The sequence below is a fragment of the Winogradskyella helgolandensis genome, from assembly GCF_013404085.1.
In the GTDB taxonomy this organism is placed as follows: domain Bacteria; phylum Bacteroidota; class Bacteroidia; order Flavobacteriales; family Flavobacteriaceae; genus Winogradskyella; species Winogradskyella helgolandensis.
The window spans coordinates 954,380-974,981 of record NZ_JABFHO010000001.1; the positions used below are offsets into that span (position 1 = coordinate 954,380).

The window sequence follows — 20,602 nt, forward strand, 5'->3', positions numbered from 1 at the left end:
TTCTTTTAATTAACTTTCTAAAATGATACTCGTATTAGGAACACCATATTGGGAGATGCGTTCTAATAAGATTACTAATTCTTTGTTGCTTTTAAAATAAGCTAAAATACACAAACTATCTTCTCCTGTAATGCGATCGCAACGCTGAACTTCGTCTAAGTATTTAATTTGATTATAGGCTGTTCTTAAAGTACTCGATTGATGGATTTTTAAATTGATATAAGCCTTAACTTGAATACCGAATTTTTCATGATTAAGTCGAAGGGAATACCCTAAAATAAACCCTTTATCTTCCAATTGTTTGACACGTTTTCCAACAGCAGGAGCAGATAGATCTACCCATTTTCCGATGGTTGCAAAAGACTCCCGTGCATTTGCACTGAGTATTTTTATGATTTTCTTGTCAATAGCGTCCATGTTTTAATTCGGAATCAATTTTTTGGTTTGTCAATTGATTCGGAATTAAATATAATAAAATTATTTTGATTATTAACTATAATTGGCTAACCGTTAAGTAGTTTAACAACATCTTTAGCAAAATAAGAGGTGATGATATCCGCACCAGCACGCTTAAAAGCCATCGTGGTTTCTAGCATTACCTGATCGTGATTTAGCCAACCTTTTTCTGCGGCTGCTTTTATCATGGCGTATTCACCAGAGACTTGATACACGGCTACAGGTACATCGACTTCATTTTTAATATCTCTTAAAATATCCAGATAGGAAAGGCCTGGTTTAACCATGACAATATCGGCACCTTCTTCAATATCTATTAAGGTTTCTCTAACCGCTTCTATTCGGTTACCAAAATCCATTTGGTAGGTTTTTTTGTCTTTAGGGACATCAACTAAATCTACTGGTGCAGAATCAAGAGCGTCGCGAAAAGGACCATAAAACGAAGAGGCGTATTTTGCAGTATAAGCCATAATACCCGTATTTTTATAGCCTTCTTGTTCTAATAATTGACGAATTTGTAATGTTCTGCCATCGTTCATATCGCTAGGGGCTACAAAATCAGAACCCGCTTGAGCGTGTGTTAAGGCCATTTTTGCCAGCACTTCAGCCGATTCGTCATTAATAATCATCCCGTTTTGTACAATACCATCATGACCAACAGAAGAATAAGGGTCTAACGCAACATCCGTCATCACTATCATATCCGGACAAGCATTTTTTACCGTTTTAATAGCGCGTTGCATCAATCCATCTGGGTTTAATGCCTCTGTACCTTTATTATCTTTTAAATTATCCGGAACTTTTACAAAGAGTAACACCGCTTTTAAACCTAAGCTCCATAATTCTTTGACTTCATTTTCAAGTAAATCTAAACTGTACCTAAAATAGTTGGGCATAGACGGAATTTCATCTTTTACGCCCTTGCCTTCAACCACAAAAAGTGGCACTAAAAAGTCATTTGGAGTAATGTAGTTTTCTCTAACTAAACTTCTTATAGCCGCGTTAGTTCTTAGTCTTCTATTTCTTCGTAATGGAAACATGATTATATGTTTTAGACTTGTTAGGCGTTGTGCTGAATTTAATTCAGTATCTAAAACCTGACAGGTTTTTATGTATGAGGATTATGATTACTTTTATCAAATACAAAGTTAACGATTTATACCCATTTTAGAGTGCTCAAATCCCTAGATGATTTAGAATTTATTTTTCCGTGGAGAAGTTATCAAGCGGAACTTTTAAAGCATTTTAGCGCTCATATTGAAGATCGTCATTTTCATGTGATTGCTCCTCCTGGATCTGGTAAAACTATTTTAGGTTTAGAAATTGTTAGAAAATTAGGCAAGAAAACTTTAGTACTTGCACCAACACTAACCATTAGAAACCAATGGGAAAACCGTTTACAAAACTTTTTTATCGAGAATTGCGATTTTGAAGCTTATTCATTCGATATAAAAGCGCCAAGCGATATCACGTTTTCTACGTATCAATCGCTTCATGCATTTTATAAAACTTTTGAAGATAAAAATGACTATTACCAATTCTTCAAAAGCCATAATATTGAAACTTTAGTTTTAGATGAAGCCCATCATTTAAAAAATGCGTGGTGGAATTGTTTAATGGATTTAAAGCGGCATTCTGAGTTTTATATCGTGGCACTAACGGCAACACCACCTTACGATAGCAGTAGAGCAGAGGTCTCTAAATATTTTACACTTTGTGGAGAAGTTGATGATGAAATAGCGGTGCCAGATTTAGTACGTGAAGGCGATTTAAGTCCACATCAAGATTTTGTCTACTTCTCGAAACCCGAAGATTTAGAGATTAATTTCATTGTGGATTATAGGCGAAATATTGCCGATTTTAAAGATGAATTATTAAAAGATGACACCTTCATCGATTTTTTATTTGAGCATCGTTTCTATAAAAACCCGAATTGGCATTTGGATGAACTCTATTCAAATACCGACTATTTTTCTGCGATTCTTATATTTTTATATGCTTGTGGCTTTGAAATCGATCATCAAAAATTAGAAATTTTAGGGTTTGAAAAACAAGAAATGATTCAATTTCCTGAGCTCGATTTACATTGGTTAGGAATTTTATTTCAGAACATCTTAGTTTCAGACAGAGAACAATTAATTGAGCAAGAAAAGTACGTTTCAACTTTAGAAAAACGACTAAGACGACTTCATGTTTTTGAACGTAATTCAGTCGATTTTATTGGTGAGCAATTGCTTTACAAATCCTTGTCTAACAGTCCGAGTAAGTCAAAAAGTATTGTAAGTATTGTTAATGCTGAAAGGAAAACTCTAAAACGCGATTTGAGATGCGTAATTCTAACGGATTATATTCGGAAAGAATTCTTAACCATCAATGAAGCTGAAATAGAAAACATAGACAAAATTGGTGTGCTTCCTATTTTTCAATATGTACGTCATTATTGCGATAAACCCGAAGAATTAGCGGTGCTTTCGGGCAGTATTGTTATCCTTCATCAATCTATTTTAATGGCTTTTGAAGCGATTGAATCTTTAGATAATTTTTCGTTTTCGCCATTGCAAATTGATGCGTCGTTTTTGTTGGTTACAACTAAAGGAAAATCGAAAAATTCCATTGTAAGTATTATTACTCAACTTTTTGAATCGGGACACATTAAAGTGCTCATAGGTACAAAATCCTTGTTGGGTGAGGGTTGGGATGCACCATCTATTAACAGTTTAATTTTGGCATCTTTTATTGGCTCGTTTGTGTCGTCTAATCAAATGCGCGGACGCGCCATCCGGAAAGATGCAAAGGCGCCTAATAAAACCGGAAACATTTGGCATTTGGCTTGTGTAGATCCAACCGCTTTAGATGGTGGAAAAGAGGTTGATACTTTAAAACGACGCTTTGAAGCGTTTGTAGGTGTTACCAATAGTACCATTCCATTTATTTCAAATGGTTTTGAGCGTTTAAATATTCCAGATGAAATTAATGTAGAATCCCTTGACACTTTAAATGATGAGGCTCTAAAGCGTGCTACAAAACGAATCCTTATCACCGAAAAATGGAATAATGCTATCGGAAAAGGGACTAAGTTAACCAAAGAGGTCAAAATTTTACATTCAGGAAAACGACCTTTTAAAGCTCAAAAACAGATTTACTATTTTGATGCACTTCGCTTTTTTGTGGTGGAATTGTTTTTTACCATGATGCTCTTTTATGTAGAGTTTATGTTGCAAAGTTTCCATCTTATTTTACAACGCGGTGTTGTCTATTTTATCTATGCACTTTTAGCTGGTTTCATTGGTGTCTTTGGATATAAGTTGATTAAAGTTTTAAAGCTATTTATACGTCATGGTTACCTCTACAAAAAGATTGGTAAAATGGGATTATCCATTCTTGATACTTTGAATGAATTAGGGTATATTACTTCTACCAGAACTAATATTACGGTAAGTTCTTATGTGTTAGGGAAAGGTGATGTGGTTTGTAATTTGGTTGGGGCTAATGCGCTTGAAAATTCCTTATTTTCCAAAGCCTTAAGCCAACTTTTAGAACCTATTGCCTCTCCTAGATATTTAATTGTAAAGACGAATTTTTTCAGAAAACGTTTAGATGTTGAAAATTTCTATCCAGTTCCAGAATTGTTTGGCGATAAAAAAGAAAATGCCTTAGTATTTCAGAAGTATTGGAATTCTTACTTTGGAAAAACAAAACTCATATTTACACGTCGTATAGAAGGTCGAAAACTACTCTTAAAAGCACGATTGTTTCATGTGTACAATGCTTTTAAAGAGGTGACCAAGGAAGTTATGGTTTGGAAGTAGCTTTTAAGGTAAGTAAAGCGAAGACCTGCTAGGTTTTTTGAAACTTGCTAGGACTGAGTTTTAATGTTTATTCACTCAACCCTAAATAAAACCATTGGTCATTCTCTTTTACAAAAGCTGATTTTTCATGAATGACATCTACGTTTCCATTTTCAAAAAAATAAGCATTAAAGGTTACTGTACCTTCAGTGTCATTCTCAGAACCTTTGGTTGTTTCTAAAATTTCTAGTCGCATCCACTGAACAGATTTTGCCCATTTTACAATCGCTTTTTTCTCTTTTGTTGGTCGTGTAGATTTGTGATGCGTTGCCATTAAATAATCTCCATTTGCGAGAACAAAAGCGCTGTAACGAGAACGCATAAGTTGTTCGGCGGTGTTTGTTTTTCCGTTGTTGCGATGGAAAACTTCGCAGCACTCTTGGTAAGTTTTGTTGGTTCCGCAGTAGCAGTTCATTGTTGCTGTTTTTTTAAAGAAAAGACCTGCAAGGTTTGGAAAACCTTCTAGGTCTGAGATAGTGTCAACTGTTTATACCCAATCCACAGGGTTTTGTAAAATGTTTATTAGTTTTTCTTCTTCACTTCCAGTTTCTGGTTGATGGTCGTAAACCCATTGTACATGTGGTGGTAAACTCATTAAGATACTTTCTATGCGTCCATTGGTTTTTAATCCAAATAAAGTGCCTTTGTCATGTACAAGATTAAATTCCACATAACGTCCTCTTCTAATTTCTTGCCAATCACGCTGAGGTTTCGTGTATTCTAAATGTTTTCTTTTTTCAACAATCGGTACATAAGCTTCCAGGAAACTATCTCCAACTTCGGTGACAAAGTCGTACCAATTTTGCATGCTCATCTCGTCTGTAGCTTTGCAATAATCAAAGAATAAACCGCCTAAACCACGACCTTCATTTCGGTGAGCATTGTAAAAGTATTCATCGCAACGCGATTTGTATTTTGGGTAAAATTCTGGGTTATGTTTATCGCAAGCAGTTTTGCAAGTTTGATGAAAGTGTTTGGCGTCTTCTTCAAACAAATAGTAAGGTGTTAAATCTTGTCCGCCACCAAACCATTGGTCTACGATGTTTCCATCTTTATCATACATTTCAAAATAGCGCCAATTAGCATGTACGGTTGGCACCATTGGATTTATAGGATGCAAGACTAAACTTAAACCACAAGCAAAGAAATCAGCGTCTTCTACACCAAAGTATTTTTGCATGCTATCTGGTAGTTTACCATGAACACCAGATATGTTTACACCTCCTTTTTCAAAAACAGCTCCATTTTCTATAACGCGTGTTCTTCCTCCACCTCCTTCTGGTCGGTCCCAATTATCTTCTTGAAATTTGGCTTTGCCATCTACTTCTTCAAGCTTTGAAGTTATAGTGTCTTGTAGTTGGTGTATGTATTTGAAGAATTTGTCTTTAACCTCTAAATCTCCTGTAAGGTTTTCAAAACCTGACAGGTCTTTAAGAGAACTATTTTGATGCATAAAATTAAAATTATCTAAGTTTTCAAACAAAGAAAGCACATAGTCTTTTTTTGAGGTAATTAAACTGTTGTTGTCTGAAGAAAAATCATGAAATGAAGAGAATTTATAGGTTCTAAAATCCTTTATTATTTTATGAGTTTCTGGATTCTTATGAACATACAGAATTAGGTTTTTAAGGTACTCTTCATCTTTTATTAATTTCCGTTTAAATGGACGCTCAAATAATGAACCTGTCCTAGAATTCTGTTTATTAAAAGCTTTACTATAAGCGTTAAACAAATTTGAAAAGGCTTGTGATGAATTTTCATTTTTTATTTCAACAATAAAATGAAAATGATTGTTAAGTAAGCAATAACTAAGAATATCTACAGAATCTGAAAGATACTTCTTGAAGAGACTTAAGAAATAAGACATATTTTCTTCATTCTCAAAAATGTTAGTACTATTAACTCCTCGATTATAAATGTGAAAATAATGTCCTTTTGTTAGTTTTTCCATAGGTGAAAATATCCTTTATTATTGTCTTTATTATAAATACCTGTCAGGTTTTTGAAACCTTACAGGAATCAGAAACCAATTCATACAACTCCATATCCAAAGGCGCTTCTCCAATTGGTGTAAACTCATTAATTAAAGTTTTAACCCATTTAAAATTAGTTTTCAAAGCCACTTTTATGCTCGATAAATTGTCTTTATGTGCTATAATTTGAAGTGTCTCTAGACCTAAATTATTGAATGCATGTTGTGATAGCTTATCAATAGCTTTTGAAGTCAGTCCTTGCCCTTTAAAAGTATAACCAATACAATAGGCAAATTCACCTTGTTTAGTGTTCCAATCGAGTTCTTTGATGTAAATAAGTCCTGCGAGTGCTCTTGTTTCGGAATGTTTTAAAGTGAATAAAAATTCTTCGTCATTTTCAAATTGCTTCACTTTTTGTTCAACAAATAATTGTGATAATGTTGGGTTGAGGTTTTGCTCTAAGGTTTTTGGGAAATAACGTTTTAAGCGGTCTTCGTTTGCGATTATGAAATCACAAACTTTCCAAGCGTCTCCATCATGAATAGGATTGATTTCAAAAGCATCGAATTTGGCAACCATTATACTGTGATGCTATTTTGATTCAAGAATCTTTCTTGCTCTAATAATTTTACCGTATTCACAGAAGAGGCTGTTACGCTTAAAGGTAAAACCAAAATAACACCAATAACCGGAATTAATAAAAACAACATAAAAACCATGCCATTTCCTATAGCAATGCCTTTATATCGTCCAACAAAATTGATGCTCTCTCTGTATTTAAAATGACGTTCTAAGGTGTAATCCATATTACCAAAACCAGCATAGTAAGATTGCACTAAGAATAATATTACAGACGACGCGATGTTTCCAATTAATGGGATAAAATTTAAAAGTAAAATAGGAATCGTAACCAATAGTTCTTTGGCTAAATTGCGGATATTAATTCTTATCCCTCGCCACAGCTGGTCTTTAAAGGATGTGTTTCTATGATTGTGTTGTTCTACTCCGGTTAAATGTGTTTCAATTTTTTCTGAAACCGGACTCATAAATGGCGCGGATAATGCCATGATGATGTGTTTGTATAAAATTAAGCCAATGGCAATTACAACAATACCTCCTATAAACGTTGAGATGGTAGTAAAGGTTTCTTTTCCCCATTCCCAAGGCCAAACGCTGGCTATAAATCGACCTATATTATCTGATAATCCGTATGCAGATAATCCTATGATTAATGCTGTTACAACACTGATTATAATAGGGATGGCGAAATATTTCCAAAGTTTTAATTTTGAAATTAAAGCGAAAGCTCCTGTGTATGCTTGTATTCCTTTTAATATGTTATTGATCATATTATTGTTTTTAGTTGACGACACTTAAAAGACGTTAAAAGGTGTTCTAAGTTACAATAATTGAGCATTAAAGTTATTCTGCTTTATATTCTTTTACAGCATCAATAAATGCTTTGGCATTTTCTAAAGGAATGTTTGGTAAAATACCATGTCCTAAATTAACGATGTATTTATCTTTTCCGAAGTCGTTAATCATTTGGGTCACCATTTTCTTGATTTCGGCAGGTGGCGAGAATAATCGTGTAGGATCAAAATTACCTTGTAAAGTGATATTCCCTCCGGTGAGGTAACGTGCATTTTTAGCAGAACACGTCCAGTCGATACCTAAAGCAGAAGCTCCAGATTTAGCCATTGTATCTAAGGCAAACCAGCAGCCTTTTCCAAAGGCGATAACTGGTGCATCGTCTTTTAAAGCATCAATGATTTGTTGGATATATTGCCATGAAAATTCTTGATAATCTACAGGAGATAACATGCCTCCCCAAGAATCGAATACTTGTACTGCATTACAACCTGCTTTTACTTTTTCTTTGAGATAAGCAATAGTGGTATCTGTAATTTTCTGTAATAATTGATGTGCAGCAATCGGATTGGTGAAACAAAATTCTTTGGCTTTATCAAAGTTTTTAGACCCTTGACCTTGCACACAATAACATAAAATGGTCCATGGTGAACCAGCAAAACCAATTAACGGAATTTCGTCATTAAGTTTTTCCTTTGTTGCTTTTATAGCTTCGTAAACATAATTTAAAGCCTCTTTTACATCTGGAACAATGACGTTATCGACATCTTTTTGAGAACGAATAGGATTTGGTAAATAAGGACCGAAATTAGGTTTCATCTCTACCTCAATATTCATGGCTTGAGGAATCACTAAAATATCTGAAAACAAAATAGCAGCATCCATGCCATAACGACGAATCGGTTGAACTGTAATTTCACTTGCTAATTCTGGCGTTTGACAACGTGTAAAGAAATCATATTTCGCTTTGATTTCCATAAACTCAGGTAAGTATCTACCTGCTTGACGCATCATCCAAACTGGTGGACGTTCTACTATTTCACCTTTTAATGCTCTTAGGAATAAATCGTTTTTTATCATAATTGGCTTTTAGCTTTTAGCTGTTGGCTGTTGGCCACTTACTCTAGCTATTTTTGATTGTATTTATTAATCCATTTATCATTCTACCTTCAGTTTCAATTAGCTCAAAAATGTCTGCTAAATCTTCAGGATTGATAAATTTTAATTCTTGTATAATAATTAATTGGGTATGAACTTCAAAGAGTGAACCCATAGCAATCTCTAGAAAGCGTTTGAATTCTACTTCACTATTTCTTGCGCAACCTTCAGCAATATTTGAAGGAATTGAAACTGCAGCTCTAGTAATCTGAGATTTTAAACCAAATTTTTCAGATGAAGGTAGTTGCTCTACTAAAACATAAATTTGTTTTACCAGTTCAATCCCTTGCTCCCAAATCTTTAGGTTTTTATAATTCCTCATTTTTTTAGCTTTTCATAACAGTGAGACTAAAGGCTAAAAGCCAAAAGCTAAAAGCTATAAGTAAAATTCATTAACCAACTCCACAACACTCTCTACCAAAGGAACCTTAGCCACACGGACTTCTTTAAAGTGTTTTTTAGCTTCAGTAGCCGTGGTTTCTCCAATACAAAACGCAATGCCATTGGCTTCATTGTGCTTTAAGAAACTTTGAACGGTAGATGGACTGTAAAACATAACTCCATCTAACTCACCTTCTACTTTTTTAGCGTCAAGTTTTGTTTCGTAGGCTTCAACTTCGTTGACTTTAATGTTGTTTTTAGATAAAATATCCGGAATCGTGTCTAATCTCAAATTACTACAGAAATAAGTGACTTCGGTACCATCCATAAATTCAACTATGTGATTGGCTAAATCTTTAGCGTATTGCTCATAGTGTTTTACTTTTCCGATACGTTTTTCAACCATGCGCTTTGTCTTTCGACCTACACAATAAATATTTTTGAATTGTAATTCCACCGCCGAAAAATTAGTGAGTAATGATTCAACAGTATTCTGACTCGTAATAATAACGTTCTCAATTTCGTTACGAATGATAGTTTTACTCAGTCGATTTGGATTAATCTTAATATCATCGTTACTTTCAGCGACAACATCATCATGAAACAACGCTTTCTGATCGTTAGTTAATTGTTTGGTAGAATATATATTAGTGATTTTATCACCTTGCGTTAATTCGTCAATTAAAACTTTACCACCTTTTCCAATGATATAATCGGCACAGAATTCGGCAATGTTATGGTGGCTTCCTAAAGCAGCAACTTTAGTAACTTCAATCTTTTTACTACCATCCTTACTTAAAAGAATACCTTTAAAATTAACTTCTTCCTCTTTGTTTATATAACAAATAGCTCCAATTGGAGCGGTACAACCACCTTCTAGGCGATTTAGAAATTCGCGCTCAATTGATGTGCAAATTTGAGTGACTTCGTCATTAATTTCAGTTAGTATTGCTCTGGTTTCTTCATCAGATTCTAAAGCCGTAATCATAATGGCTCCTTGTGCAGGTGCAGGAATCATCCAACTTAAATTAATCGAGTTTTCTGGTGTTAAATCTAAGCGACCTAAACCTGCTCCTGCAAAAATAGCAGCATCCCAATCGTCGTTGGTTTCTAGTTTTTCTAATCTAGAATTCACGTTGCCTCGCAAACCAACAATGGTATGTGTTGGATAACGATTTAACCATTGTGCGCGACGTCTTAAACTTCCTGTTGCAATAACGGCATCTCTAGAAGATAAAAACTCTTCGTTTGTTTTAAAAACTAAGGTATCATTTATGTTTCCACGTTTTAAAACAGCCGCTTGTATAATACCTTTTGGTAAAACAGTTGGTACATCTTTTAAGGAATGAACCGCAATATCAATAATGCCTTTAAGCATGGCGATATCTAGAGTTTTAGTAAAAATTCCGGTAATACCAAGTTCGTATAAGGGTTTATCGAGAACTAAATCTCCTGTTGACTTTATGGGAACAAGTACGGTTTTGTGACCTAAATGTTCAAGTTGAGATTGAACAGTTTTTGCTTGCCACATAGCGAGCTGGCTGTCGCGTGTGCCAATGCGAATTATTTTAGACATTATTGGTAGTTTCTAACTGAAATATTTTTTTGATAAGCTCAATGCTTTCGTCGGAAGAATTACTGTCTTCTCTTAAGTGATGTGCAAACTGGTTTGTGATTTTCTGAATCAAATTATTTGTAATCAATTCGGCCTGATCTTCATTAAAATCAGCCATTTTTTTACGTTGCGTATTGAATTCAGAATTTTTAAAATCAGTCAATTTATGTTTTATAGCCTGAATGGTTGGAACGAATTTCAAAGTATCTAACCAAGCATTAAATTCGGTTGTAATGTCTTCTATTATAGATTCGGCATCAGGAATAAATGCTTTTCGTTTTTCTAAAGTATCATCTGTGATTTTAGCTAAATCATCTAAATGAACTAAAGTGATATTAGAAAGGTCTCTAATATCTTCGTTAACATTCTTTGGAATTGATAAATCTAAAACCAATAAAGGTTTTTCAGTTGAAATTAAAGACTTATATACCGTTGGGTTTTGTGCTCCTGTAGCCACAATAACGATATCTGAAGCATTAAGTTCTTGGGTTAAATTGTCGTAATCTTTTACAACTAGATTGAATTTACCAGCAACTTCTTCAGCTTTCGTTTTTGTTCTGTTTATTAAGGTAATATGAGAATTTTTAGTGTGTTTTACTAAATTTTCACAAGTATTTCTTCCTATTTTTCCTGTTCCGAAGAGTAGAATATTCTTTTCAGAAATGGTTTCTACGTTATTCATGATGTACTGAACAGAGGCAAAAGAAACCGATGTTGCGCCAGAAGATAATTCCGTTTCGTTTTTAATGCGCTTACTCGCTTGAATTACAGAATTCACTAAGCGCTCCGTAAATGAATTTAATAAACCGACTTTACGAGAGGCTTTCGCACCAAATTTAAGCTGACTTATAATTTCAAAATCGCCAAGAATCTGACTGTCTAAACCAGAGCCTACACGAAACATGTGGTTAATGGCGTCTTTGTTTTTATGTACGTAGGCCACCTCTCGAAATTCTTCAACTGTTCCTTTGGTGTTATCACATAAGAGCTGAATCAACTGAAAAGGGTGTTCTGCAAAACCGTAAAGTTCAGTTCTGTTACATGTAGAAATCGCCAATAGGCTTTCTACGCCATTTTGTTTTGCTTGAGACAAAACGTTTTGTTTTGCATCATCACTTAAACTAAAATGACCACGTACGCGCGCGTCAGCTTTTTTATAGCTGAGACCTATAGCGTAAAAATATTTGCTTCTGTTTGGCATGTGTTGCTTTACTCGTTTACCTGACTTAGGAAAGTAACAGCGCAAATGTAATTTTGATATTCATAAAAAAATAACGCTAGAAGAACTTTAAGTATCGATTGTGGTTTTTTCTAGAGCTTTTTCGATAAAAGGTGATAAATATCATACTTTTGTAGTGAAATCAAGGCTTTTCATAGTCTTAGTTTAGAACCAATCTAAATAGTATCAAAATGAAATTAGAAAATTCGGCTTTAAAAAGTAACGCTCAAGGTACTTTTGATGAAATTAATATTGAAGAAGGTTTTATTGTATTAACTAGCAAAAATGATAGTGATCATACTAAAGTTATTGAGCGCGAGATTGATAGTAGTTATATTCAGTTTCATTTTTGTAGTAAAGGTTCAGCTGCTTTTATGTTTAATCAAGGTAATTATACGTTGAATATTGATGAGGAAACGTCTTTGTTGTTATACAATCCGCAACGTGATTTACCGATTCATTTAGAATTGAAACCACATTCTTGGTTGGTGTCTTTGGTAATTTCTATTAAAAAATTTCATGGTTTATTTTCTAACGACGCCAATTATGTCACCTTTTTAACTGATGATAATAAGGACAAAAAATATTACAAAGACGGCAAAATATCGCCTTCAATGGCTGTGGTTTTAAATCAGCTCATCAGTTTTAATCTTAATAGTTCTATTAAATCCTTATACTTTAAAGGTAAAGCTTACGAATTATTAAGTTTGTTTTTTAACCGAAGTGAAGATGCCGATATTGAACAATGTCCCTATTTAGTAGATGAGGTCAATGTGGCTAAACTAAAAAAAGCAAAAGACATCATTATCGCCAATATGGCAGAACCACCAACGTTGCAAGAGTTAGCAGATGATATAGGTCTAAGTCTCAAAAAATTAAAAGAAGGGTTTAAGCAGATTTATGGCGATTCGGTTTTTAGTTTTCTATTCGATTATAAAATGGAAGTGGCACGTAAACTTTTGGAATCTGGCGATTATAATGTAAACGAAGTGGGTCTAAAAGTAGGGTACAGCACAGGAAGCCATTTTATTGCGGCTTTTAAAAAGAAATTTGGGACGACGCCTAAGAAGTATATAACGGCTTCTAGTTGATGCTGTTTTGTTTCTGAAAATGACCCTTCGATTTGTTTTTATAAATAACAACCACCGATAAATATTTATAAATTATATCCAACACTAAACATTAGAATTCTAGGCAAAATAAAAGTTTTAGTATCGGACACTAAATAATCTGAAAATCTATTACTTTGTTTGAATCGGGCATCAAATAAGTTTTGCCCAGTGATTTTAAAAGACCAAGCACTGTTTTCTTTATTAAAAGATAAAGAGGTGTTTGCAATTTCGTACGAGTTCTTTTGTGAAAAATCTTTATTATTATAGATGTTTTTTCTGTATTCAAAATTAAAAATAAAACCGTTCATAAAATAGTAATCGATTTTTGCAAAAGGGACTGTGGTTATAAATTTGGAAGTGGTATTGTGAGATATAAAGCGTCCAATATCTTGGTTAATGCCTAGTTCTATAGTTGGAAATTTTTCATATAATGTCTCTAAGCCTACTTCATAATTGTAGCTTCTATTAATGTTAGTTTCGATGCTATTATCTATTTCTTGAATGAAACGTGAATCATTATACCCTACGTCTAACTTGTATTTTATGCTTTTTATATCTTTTTCCAAGTGAATATTAGCTATAAAATCTTCGGAAGCATTGTTGAACAGTTTCGCTGTTAAAAACAGATTGATTTGCTGGGAAGGGTTAGGGTTTGATGTGTCAAAGACAACTGAATTTCTTACACCTCTGATTTGCTTGTTATAGCTAAGATTTGCAAATAGAACTAAACCTCTATACAGGCTAAATCTACTATATCTTATATTCAGCGAATGAAATAAGTTGTTTTCTAAATTTTCATTACCTCTAAAAACAGAATTATAAGATTGTAAATAAAATTGGTTTGCAAAACGACTAGCATCAGAGAAGCTTGTTTTTAAATTATAATTAAACTGTATTGTTTTAGATTTATTAAACTCAACTTTAGCTAAAAAATCAGGCAAAACAACCCACTTGTTTTTATGTACTTGTGTTTGTTGGTTTACATTCCAATTGTAATTGTGTAAAAAAGCGCCTTGTTTAAAAGTGAAAATTCCTGTTCTAAATTTATAATGTAATCCTGTAAAAGCATCATTTAATTTAAAAGCTAGGTCGTTGTTAAATCCACCAGTTGCAAAATTATTTTCACTGTCGTTATCTAAGTGTTGTAGGTCTTCTGTGAAAAAATCTTCTATCAAAAGTTTATTACCTATGGTAGAATAAATATGATTACTGTTGTTAATTTCCCAAAAATGTTTAAAAACACCATCAAAATTTTGCTTTTGTGTGTTGCTCTCTTGAAATATACGCGTTAAATCCTGACTATTATCAGTTGGGATTAAGCCTTGTAAAATTGGATGGTTTGTTGTCCAAGATGTGCTTCTGTCCGTTGTATCAAATACATAATTAATTACTGCAGAGAATGTGTGTTTAGCCGATTTTCTTTTGTGCCATTCTATATTTTGGTTCACAAATATTGCTGTTAAACGTTTATCTGTATTTATGGTATTCGTATTATTTGATACCAAACTCGCTAAGTTATTATCATGTCTGTTATTAGTTTTTTTTATTTGTGTCCTTGCATGCCACTTTTCCTTAGTGTTTGGTGAATATTCTAAGTTGAGGTTTGCTATTCCTAACAAATTTTGTGCGTCTGTTTTGTTTGTTCTTTCTTCTATTAAGGTTGTGTATTCATTAAAATCCTCAACAAAACTGCTGGTATTGCTGTCTGAAAAAATAACATATCCTGAAATATCTAATTTTGAAGTAGCAGTTTTTGTGATGTTTAAGGCACCAAATTTTTGTGTACTAGTTAAGACATCTCTATTGTTCATAAACTGAGAAAAGTCGCCACCACGAAAATCAAAATTACCGTTAAAAACGGCATTTACACCACCAGAAAAACTAAAATAGTCTTTAAATGACATGGTTTGCTCACCTATATTATTAATATTTCCGATAAAATTTATATTAGTTTTAGGTGCATAGTAAAAGAGATTGGCGTTTGTTTTGTAGAAATCACGGTTTCCTTTACCTATTTCTACATCGCCAAACGTAAATCGGTTTTTATCTTTTTTTAGAATTACGTTCATCGCCATATCATTCGAGTCTGTTAAGCCTTTTAAAAAAGCTATTTCATTATAGTTATCAATGACTTCTATATCTCCAATGGCATTTGCTGGGATATTGTTGACCGCCAATTTTGAGTTGCCACCAAAAAACTTTTTTCCATCGACTAGCATATGGGTGATTTTTTTACCTAAAACGGTCACACTACCATCTTTGGTTACTTCTACACCAGGTAGTTTTTTGAGTACGTTTCTTAATTTGCGCTCAGAGCCATCAACAAATTTGTCTGTTTTGTAGGTAGTGGTATCACCACTCACGGTTACAGGCATTTCTATAACAACTTCATCTAACTCCTCTGAAGACGGCTCTAAAATAAAATCTTTTTTTAGCGTGTTTGAGGCTACAAATTGAAAATTAATAGGCTTGTAACCTAAATACGAAATTCTAATTGTTACCGTATCTCCTTTAGTAAGTTGTAATTTGTACAATCCCTCATTATCCGTTATAGAAAATTGTAAGTTTTTTGATAGGTCTTTGGGTTTAGCAATTACATTCGCATACGGAACAACATTATTAAGGCTATCTTTAACGGTACCCGATATTGTTATTTTTTGACCCCATAACTGTGTTGAAAACAATAGTAATAAAATGATATAGTTTATTTTCATCCACTAATTGTTACCGAAGACACTGCGTTTTGCTTTTTCTATAATTTTTTCATATTCTTCATAGGTAACAACTTTTCCGTTTGTAGGCGCTTTTACTTTAACTTTTCGTTTTGGATTAAGCTCTATTTTAGTGACCTTAAAGATTGTTCTACCTATTTCTAATTCTAAAATTAACCCTGGCAAACCATATTCTCCTTTAGGCCCAAAATTTAGAGGTAATTTTGGCGCATACCATGCAGTAACCTTGCCATCACTGCGTGTGGCTTTAAACGCTTCATACCCATTAATTTGTTTTGACTCTTGTGTCAATTCCCATTCTAAATTTGGGTTTGGATATATAAAACACTCACCCACAGCTTCGCACTCTTTTATTAAATAAGTGCCTTCTAAAGTATTGTAGTAGTATTCACGAGATCCACCTGCACTAATTCTAGCTGCCCTTTGCGCTATGTCATTATTGTCTAAATTTAAATCTGTCTCTACCTTAAATAAACCTTCACCATTGTTAAATATAATTTTTGACAACGTCGGTTTTGAATTTAAGTAAATTGCATCTAGACTTTGTACCATAAACTCACCTGACTTTTGTTTGACTAATGAATCTCTTTTCTTTAAATAATCATCTACTTTTTTTTGATTTATTGTAGACTCGTATGATATAATACCAGAAAGATTAGCTTGTGCACTTATGTTTAATGTTCCTATAGAAAATGTTATAATTATTAATAATCTTAGATATTTCATGTGTTTTTTATAAAGAATCTAAAGGTATTTAATCTTTAGATATGATTAATTTGCAAAGCTTATCTGTAACTATTTGAATACCTTAAATATAAATAAAAACACTAAACACATCAATTTCTTAGAGATATTATGGTTTTAGTTTTCTATTCGATTATAAAATGGAAGTGGCACGTAAACTTTTAGAATCTGGCGATTATAATGTAAACAAAGTTGGACTAAAAGTAGGGTGCAGCACAGAAAGCCATTTTATTGGGGCTTTAAAAAAAAATTTGAGACTACGTCTAATAAGTATATATCGGCTTCTAGTTAATAATCATAATACCCATCACCACCACTTGGTGTAACCCGTTGTCTATCCTTATAAATTGCTAGATTAAGGATTTCAATATATTGCTCTTCTATCTCCTTTGTTTTATCTACGATGGTACCATAACTTTCAGATTTAGAATAATAATCTACAACCAGTTGCTTAGGGTCTTTTGGCTTAATAAAAGAGATGTAATGTAACGCTTCAACCTTGCCAGAATACTCGTCATCCTTATCTATTTTAAAGAAATACATTACGGCATTTTTACCTTTATCGGTTATAAAATCGCGCTTAAAAAGAAAGGCAATAGAATCTTGTTCTTTTTCATAATTGGCGTCCGATAAAAGTTTGGATTTGGCAAATTGTTGTTGGTTAATACCAATAGATTTTAGTTTGCCCAATAATTTAGAAGCATCTAATTCTTCTAAAACCAGGTATTGATTTTCTTCATCATTTAATAGCTTTTCGTTAAGTTTTGCTGGAATCGTTTCTTTTGCTTTTACTAATAGAATGTAATATTTTACCAAAGCTTTCGTGTCATCTACACTCATCAGTTTTTCAAAAAAATCTTGAGCCGTACGTTCATTTCTATAAGGGAAAATCAATCTTACATAAGTCGCTAAATTTTGAGAATACGAATTATAACCATAATTATTATAGCTTCCTAAATTTCGCTTAATCTCCATTTTAGCATCATTTATCAACTGATTTTTATATTTTTTATAGGTCTTTTGCTTTACTAGTCCACTGTCTTTTACTTTGGCAAGTAAAGTATAAAGTGGTTGTTTGTATTCTTGTATAGTACTGTATTCTAATATTTTAGGAAATAATGAGGCTTTTAAATCCAAAGAATCTTTGCCTTTGTAATTATAGAACATGCTACCAACACTTCCTATAGGTAAATCGCGTTCCATTAATTCTAAAGCAATGGTGTAAGACTCTTTAGTGTTAGAATCTAACAAGCCTTCTAAAATAGAAATTTGAGTTTGTGGGTCAGAATAACTATCGTGATACAATTGCTTTATAAAAGGCAGATTGTTCTTTAAATCGATTTCGATAAGTTGTTCTACTAGGTACGATTTTATCTCTAAGCGCTCTTTGTCGAATTCAAAATCTTTCAGAATAGACACAATATCTTTACTGTTATGTTTCTTAAATTTAATAAGGCCGTAAGATTCTAAAACAATACTGTCTTTTGCTCTTAAAGCTTCAAAAAACAAATCGGTTTTATCTTGAAGTACATCTTTGCCTAAAAGTGTGTCTTTGGGTGTAAATGACTCGTAAAACTCAGTCACAAATGTGGAAGGCGCACTTATAGAATCTACCAAAGTTTTCAGTTCGAAAAGAACTCCTTCCTTCAGGATATTTTTAACTAGTACTTGCTTTGCACTTGCAGAATCCGAGTAACTAAAAGTATGAATGTAAATACCATCATCGGTTTTGGTGGAAGAACGATTCGCAATATGAAATGCTTTTTCGGCTTTATAATAATGCGCTTTATAATTCACTTTGTCTTCTAAATTTGTCCAAAGACTATCTACATTATGAAACATTTGTAAATCGTGAAACTTAGTTCTAGATACCGTAATTTGTTCGTTGGCATAGGTAGAATATACCGTTTCATCTATAGTTTGTTCGTAATCTTTCGCTTTTTTACCACCATTATAATTGTAGTTATACGGATTTGGTAAAGGTGCTTTTCCATTAGTGTTAACTGAAAAATGTAATGACGTATCTATCACTTTTTCAAAACCTGAATAATCCGTTTTATTGAATTTAAACGATTTAAAAAACGAAGATTTATCATTATCATTAGTGCCAACATACCCTAGTAAATAGTAGCTGCCATCTTTAACAATAGTTTTTAGATATAACTTTTTATTGGTATCTGCATCTAAAACGGCATTGGACTCATACGTTTTGTAATCGCCAGCTTTAAAACCACCTTCAGCTTCAGTAAGCTTGTAGTTTTTATATAAAGCATGATGAAAATATTTAGCTTCAAAACTATCTTCTTCAATATACGTTAGGTCGTTTAAAACGGCTTCTTCAACAAAATAATAGGCGTCGTTTTTATAGCCTTCTACTAACTTTTTCCCATAGTTATTCATGTTGCTAGTAATGTAATAGTCAGGAAAATCAACTTGAAATTTTTTCTCTGGAGATACAAATAATTGTGTCGCGTTTGAAGGAGTTTTCAGTGTTATAGAATTGAAAATCTTATCCTCATGTTTAAGTACAAAATCACTACGGCCAGCAAATTTTATAATTATAATTTCTAAAGGAGTTTCATAAATATGATACTTCTGAAATTCGCCTTTCTTAGTTTTGTTAACGATGCTAATGCCTGGATAAGGTGTGGTTAATTCTTCCTTTTTAATGATATCACCAGGAATATCTTCGTATAATAAATGATCAATCTCTTTTAAGGTAATATTAGATTTTTCGTTGGGTAAATAGGTGAAGCGACTAATTCTATTTATGGTTAAATAAGCGCCATTGGTCATGTCTGGATCTAGATAATATTTTTGTCCACCATAAGAAAGTTCGCGAAGTTCATCATAGGTATTAATCCTTAAAAATCCATCTGGTGTGCTGTGGTTTTTAAGGTCTGGTGTTACAAAAAGACTATCGAGTTTTGTTTTTTCTGTTTTGCTATAATCGGTTTGCTCAGACGTTAATGCTTTTACCGTGTAACCTCTTTTACGCAACATATTAATCATGCCATGTTCGCCTGGTAAATGTGCAGCGCCAACGCCTGCAAAAACGGATTTAGTTGGCATTAGTTTTTCTAAAGAAACGACCATATTTTCATTTCGGATATAGAGCATATTTTCTCTGAAAAATTCCGTGTTTACACCAGCTCCAATAGAATCTAGTAAATCTAAATTCCGATCGCGATATAAGTTTTCTTGAATTAAATAGGCATTCTCTTTAGCATACAATTTTTGAACCCAAGGATCTATTTCTTTTTTATTGGCATTATAAGCCGCTTTGGTGGTTAAGTATCGCGATTCTTCTAAATCCTCTAAAGCATATATTTTTTTATCGTTTTTCTTTCCAGCCTGAAAAATAAACATGTCTAAATACGTCTCTTCTTCAAAATTATCTGAAGCGCTACTTTTTCTGTATAAATAGGCATTTACGGCATTGTTATCCATGCGAACAGAGCCTCTAATCGCCATTTCTTCAGGATGTGTGAGCTTAAAAAGATTGGTATAAAAATCGTCGTTATAATTGTTATATCCAGCCATTTGTCCTAACATCATATCATAATTGAAACCTGGCCATGTTGTGGGGTCGGATTCTAAGGCAATACAATCACTCTGATTTAAAGCTTTATAAAACACATCGTCTAATCTGAACGCCACTTTTTTACTGACGTGCATAGTGCCATAGAGATACGACGGTTTTTCGAGTCCGTTACCTGTAATTTTCCAAAGTAAACTTTGATATTGTTGTTGTGAAAATGCAACGATTGTAAATAATGTAAGGCATATGGATAAGATTTTCTTCATGTGTTTATAGGTATTGACTTTTAATAGTCACGTGCAGTTCGTAATTAATTATCTCTTTAAAATGATAAAATTTTGAACATGCTCGGTTCATAATATATTTATTCAAGGCTTGTAAAGATATTTAAATCCTTTAAACAGCTCTATCTAATTTATAAAAGTCGATAAAAAACCATGATTATTGGTGCG

Annotated in this window: 15 protein-coding genes and 1 pseudogene; 3 read left to right on the forward strand and 13 right to left on the reverse strand. The window is 33.1% G+C overall.

Annotated features, from left to right (window positions below; translation table 11 throughout):
- Window positions 1–9: 9 nt before the first annotated feature.
- Together HM992_RS03870 and hemB are read right to left on the reverse strand one after the other, a co-directional pair.
- A complete protein-coding gene (locus HM992_RS03870) occupies window positions 10–417 on the reverse strand; it encodes an Lrp/AsnC family transcriptional regulator (protein ID WP_179318777.1) in 408 nt (135 codons plus the stop codon).
- An 86-nt stretch (window positions 418–503) separates the two neighbouring features.
- Window positions 504–1,496: a porphobilinogen synthase gene (hemB, locus tag HM992_RS03875; protein WP_179318778.1), complete on the reverse strand. Its 993-nt coding sequence runs from the start codon at window positions 1,494–1,496 to the stop codon at window positions 504–506.
- Window positions 1,497–1,628: 132 nt separating this feature from the next.
- On the opposite strand from hemB, the gene HM992_RS03880 reads away from it, so the two are divergent.
- Entirely contained in the window at window positions 1,629–4,265 is a 2,637-nt protein-coding gene (locus tag HM992_RS03880) for a DEAD/DEAH box helicase family protein (protein WP_179318779.1), read from the forward strand.
- A gap of 67 nt (window positions 4,266–4,332) precedes the next feature.
- On the opposite strand, the gene HM992_RS03885 is transcribed toward HM992_RS03880, so the two are convergent.
- The 8 genes from HM992_RS03885 to hemA all read right to left on the reverse strand — a co-directional run bounded on the left by HM992_RS03885 (window position 4,333) and on the right by hemA (window position 12,003).
- Entirely contained in the window at window positions 4,333–4,719 is a 387-nt protein-coding gene (locus tag HM992_RS03885) for a YchJ family protein (protein WP_179318780.1), read from the reverse strand.
- A gap of 72 nt (window positions 4,720–4,791) precedes the next feature.
- Window positions 4,792–5,730 carry an oxygen-dependent coproporphyrinogen oxidase gene (hemF, locus tag HM992_RS19795; RefSeq protein ID WP_229720538.1) on the reverse strand — a complete coding sequence of 313 codons (939 nt, stop codon included), beginning with the start codon at window positions 5,728–5,730 and terminating at the stop codon, window positions 4,792–4,794.
- A 568-nt stretch (window positions 5,731–6,298) separates the two neighbouring features.
- Window positions 6,299–6,856 (reverse strand): GNAT family N-acetyltransferase, encoded by a 558-nt coding sequence (locus HM992_RS03895; protein ID WP_178986313.1) that lies wholly within the window; start codon window positions 6,854–6,856, stop codon window positions 6,299–6,301.
- Window positions 6,856–7,626, reverse strand: coding sequence for an EI24 domain-containing protein (locus HM992_RS03900; RefSeq protein WP_178986312.1), 771 nt, complete (start codon window positions 7,624–7,626; stop codon window positions 6,856–6,858). Before HM992_RS03900 ends, HM992_RS03895 begins: the two co-directional genes overlap by 1 nt.
- A gap of 73 nt (window positions 7,627–7,699) precedes the next feature.
- Window positions 7,700–8,728, reverse strand: coding sequence for a uroporphyrinogen decarboxylase (gene hemE / locus HM992_RS03905; RefSeq protein ID WP_179318782.1), 1,029 nt, complete (start codon window positions 8,726–8,728; stop codon window positions 7,700–7,702).
- Between the two features lie 43 nt (window positions 8,729–8,771).
- A complete protein-coding gene (locus tag HM992_RS03910) occupies window positions 8,772–9,128 on the reverse strand; it encodes a four helix bundle protein (RefSeq protein WP_020895122.1) in 357 nt (118 codons plus the stop codon).
- A gap of 54 nt (window positions 9,129–9,182) precedes the next feature.
- Window positions 9,183–10,763 carry a hydroxymethylbilane synthase gene (hemC, locus tag HM992_RS03915; protein WP_179318783.1) on the reverse strand — a complete coding sequence of 527 codons (1,581 nt, stop codon included), beginning with the start codon at window positions 10,761–10,763 and terminating at the stop codon, window positions 9,183–9,185.
- Window positions 10,756–12,003, reverse strand: a complete 1,248-nt coding sequence (gene hemA / locus HM992_RS03920) for a glutamyl-tRNA reductase (RefSeq protein ID WP_179318784.1) — start codon at window positions 12,001–12,003, stop codon at window positions 10,756–10,758. Before hemA ends, hemC begins: the two co-directional genes overlap by 8 nt.
- Window positions 12,004–12,212: 209 nt before the next feature.
- Here hemA and HM992_RS03925 point away from each other — a divergent pair, with 209 nt between their 5' ends.
- Window positions 12,213–13,112, forward strand: coding sequence for a helix-turn-helix transcriptional regulator (locus HM992_RS03925; RefSeq protein ID WP_179318785.1), 900 nt, complete (start codon window positions 12,213–12,215; stop codon window positions 13,110–13,112).
- Between the two features lie 65 nt (window positions 13,113–13,177).
- On the opposite strand, the gene HM992_RS03930 is transcribed toward HM992_RS03925, so the two are convergent.
- Together HM992_RS03930 and HM992_RS03935 are read right to left on the reverse strand one after the other, a co-directional pair.
- The gene (locus HM992_RS03930; protein ID WP_179318786.1) at window positions 13,178–15,847 is read right to left on the reverse strand and encodes a carboxypeptidase-like regulatory domain-containing protein; all 2,670 of its coding nucleotides are present in this window, start codon (window positions 15,845–15,847) and stop codon (window positions 13,178–13,180) included.
- Window positions 15,848–15,850: 3 nt separating this feature from the next.
- Window positions 15,851–16,591 (reverse strand): GLPGLI family protein, encoded by a 741-nt coding sequence (locus tag HM992_RS03935; protein WP_179318787.1) that lies wholly within the window; start codon window positions 16,589–16,591, stop codon window positions 15,851–15,853.
- Between the two features lie 134 nt (window positions 16,592–16,725).
- Here HM992_RS03935 and HM992_RS19800 point away from each other — a divergent pair.
- A pseudogene (locus HM992_RS19800) lies at window positions 16,726–16,901 on the forward strand (AraC family transcriptional regulator); the annotation flags it as partial.
- On the opposite strand, the gene HM992_RS03940 reads toward HM992_RS19800, so the two are convergent.
- Window positions 16,898–20,416: a TraB/GumN family protein gene (locus HM992_RS03940; RefSeq protein ID WP_179318788.1), complete on the reverse strand. Its 3,519-nt coding sequence runs from the start codon at window positions 20,414–20,416 to the stop codon at window positions 16,898–16,900. The pseudogene HM992_RS19800 and the gene HM992_RS03940 sit on opposite strands and share 4 nt — an antisense overlap.
- Window positions 20,417–20,602 lie beyond the last annotated feature (186 nt).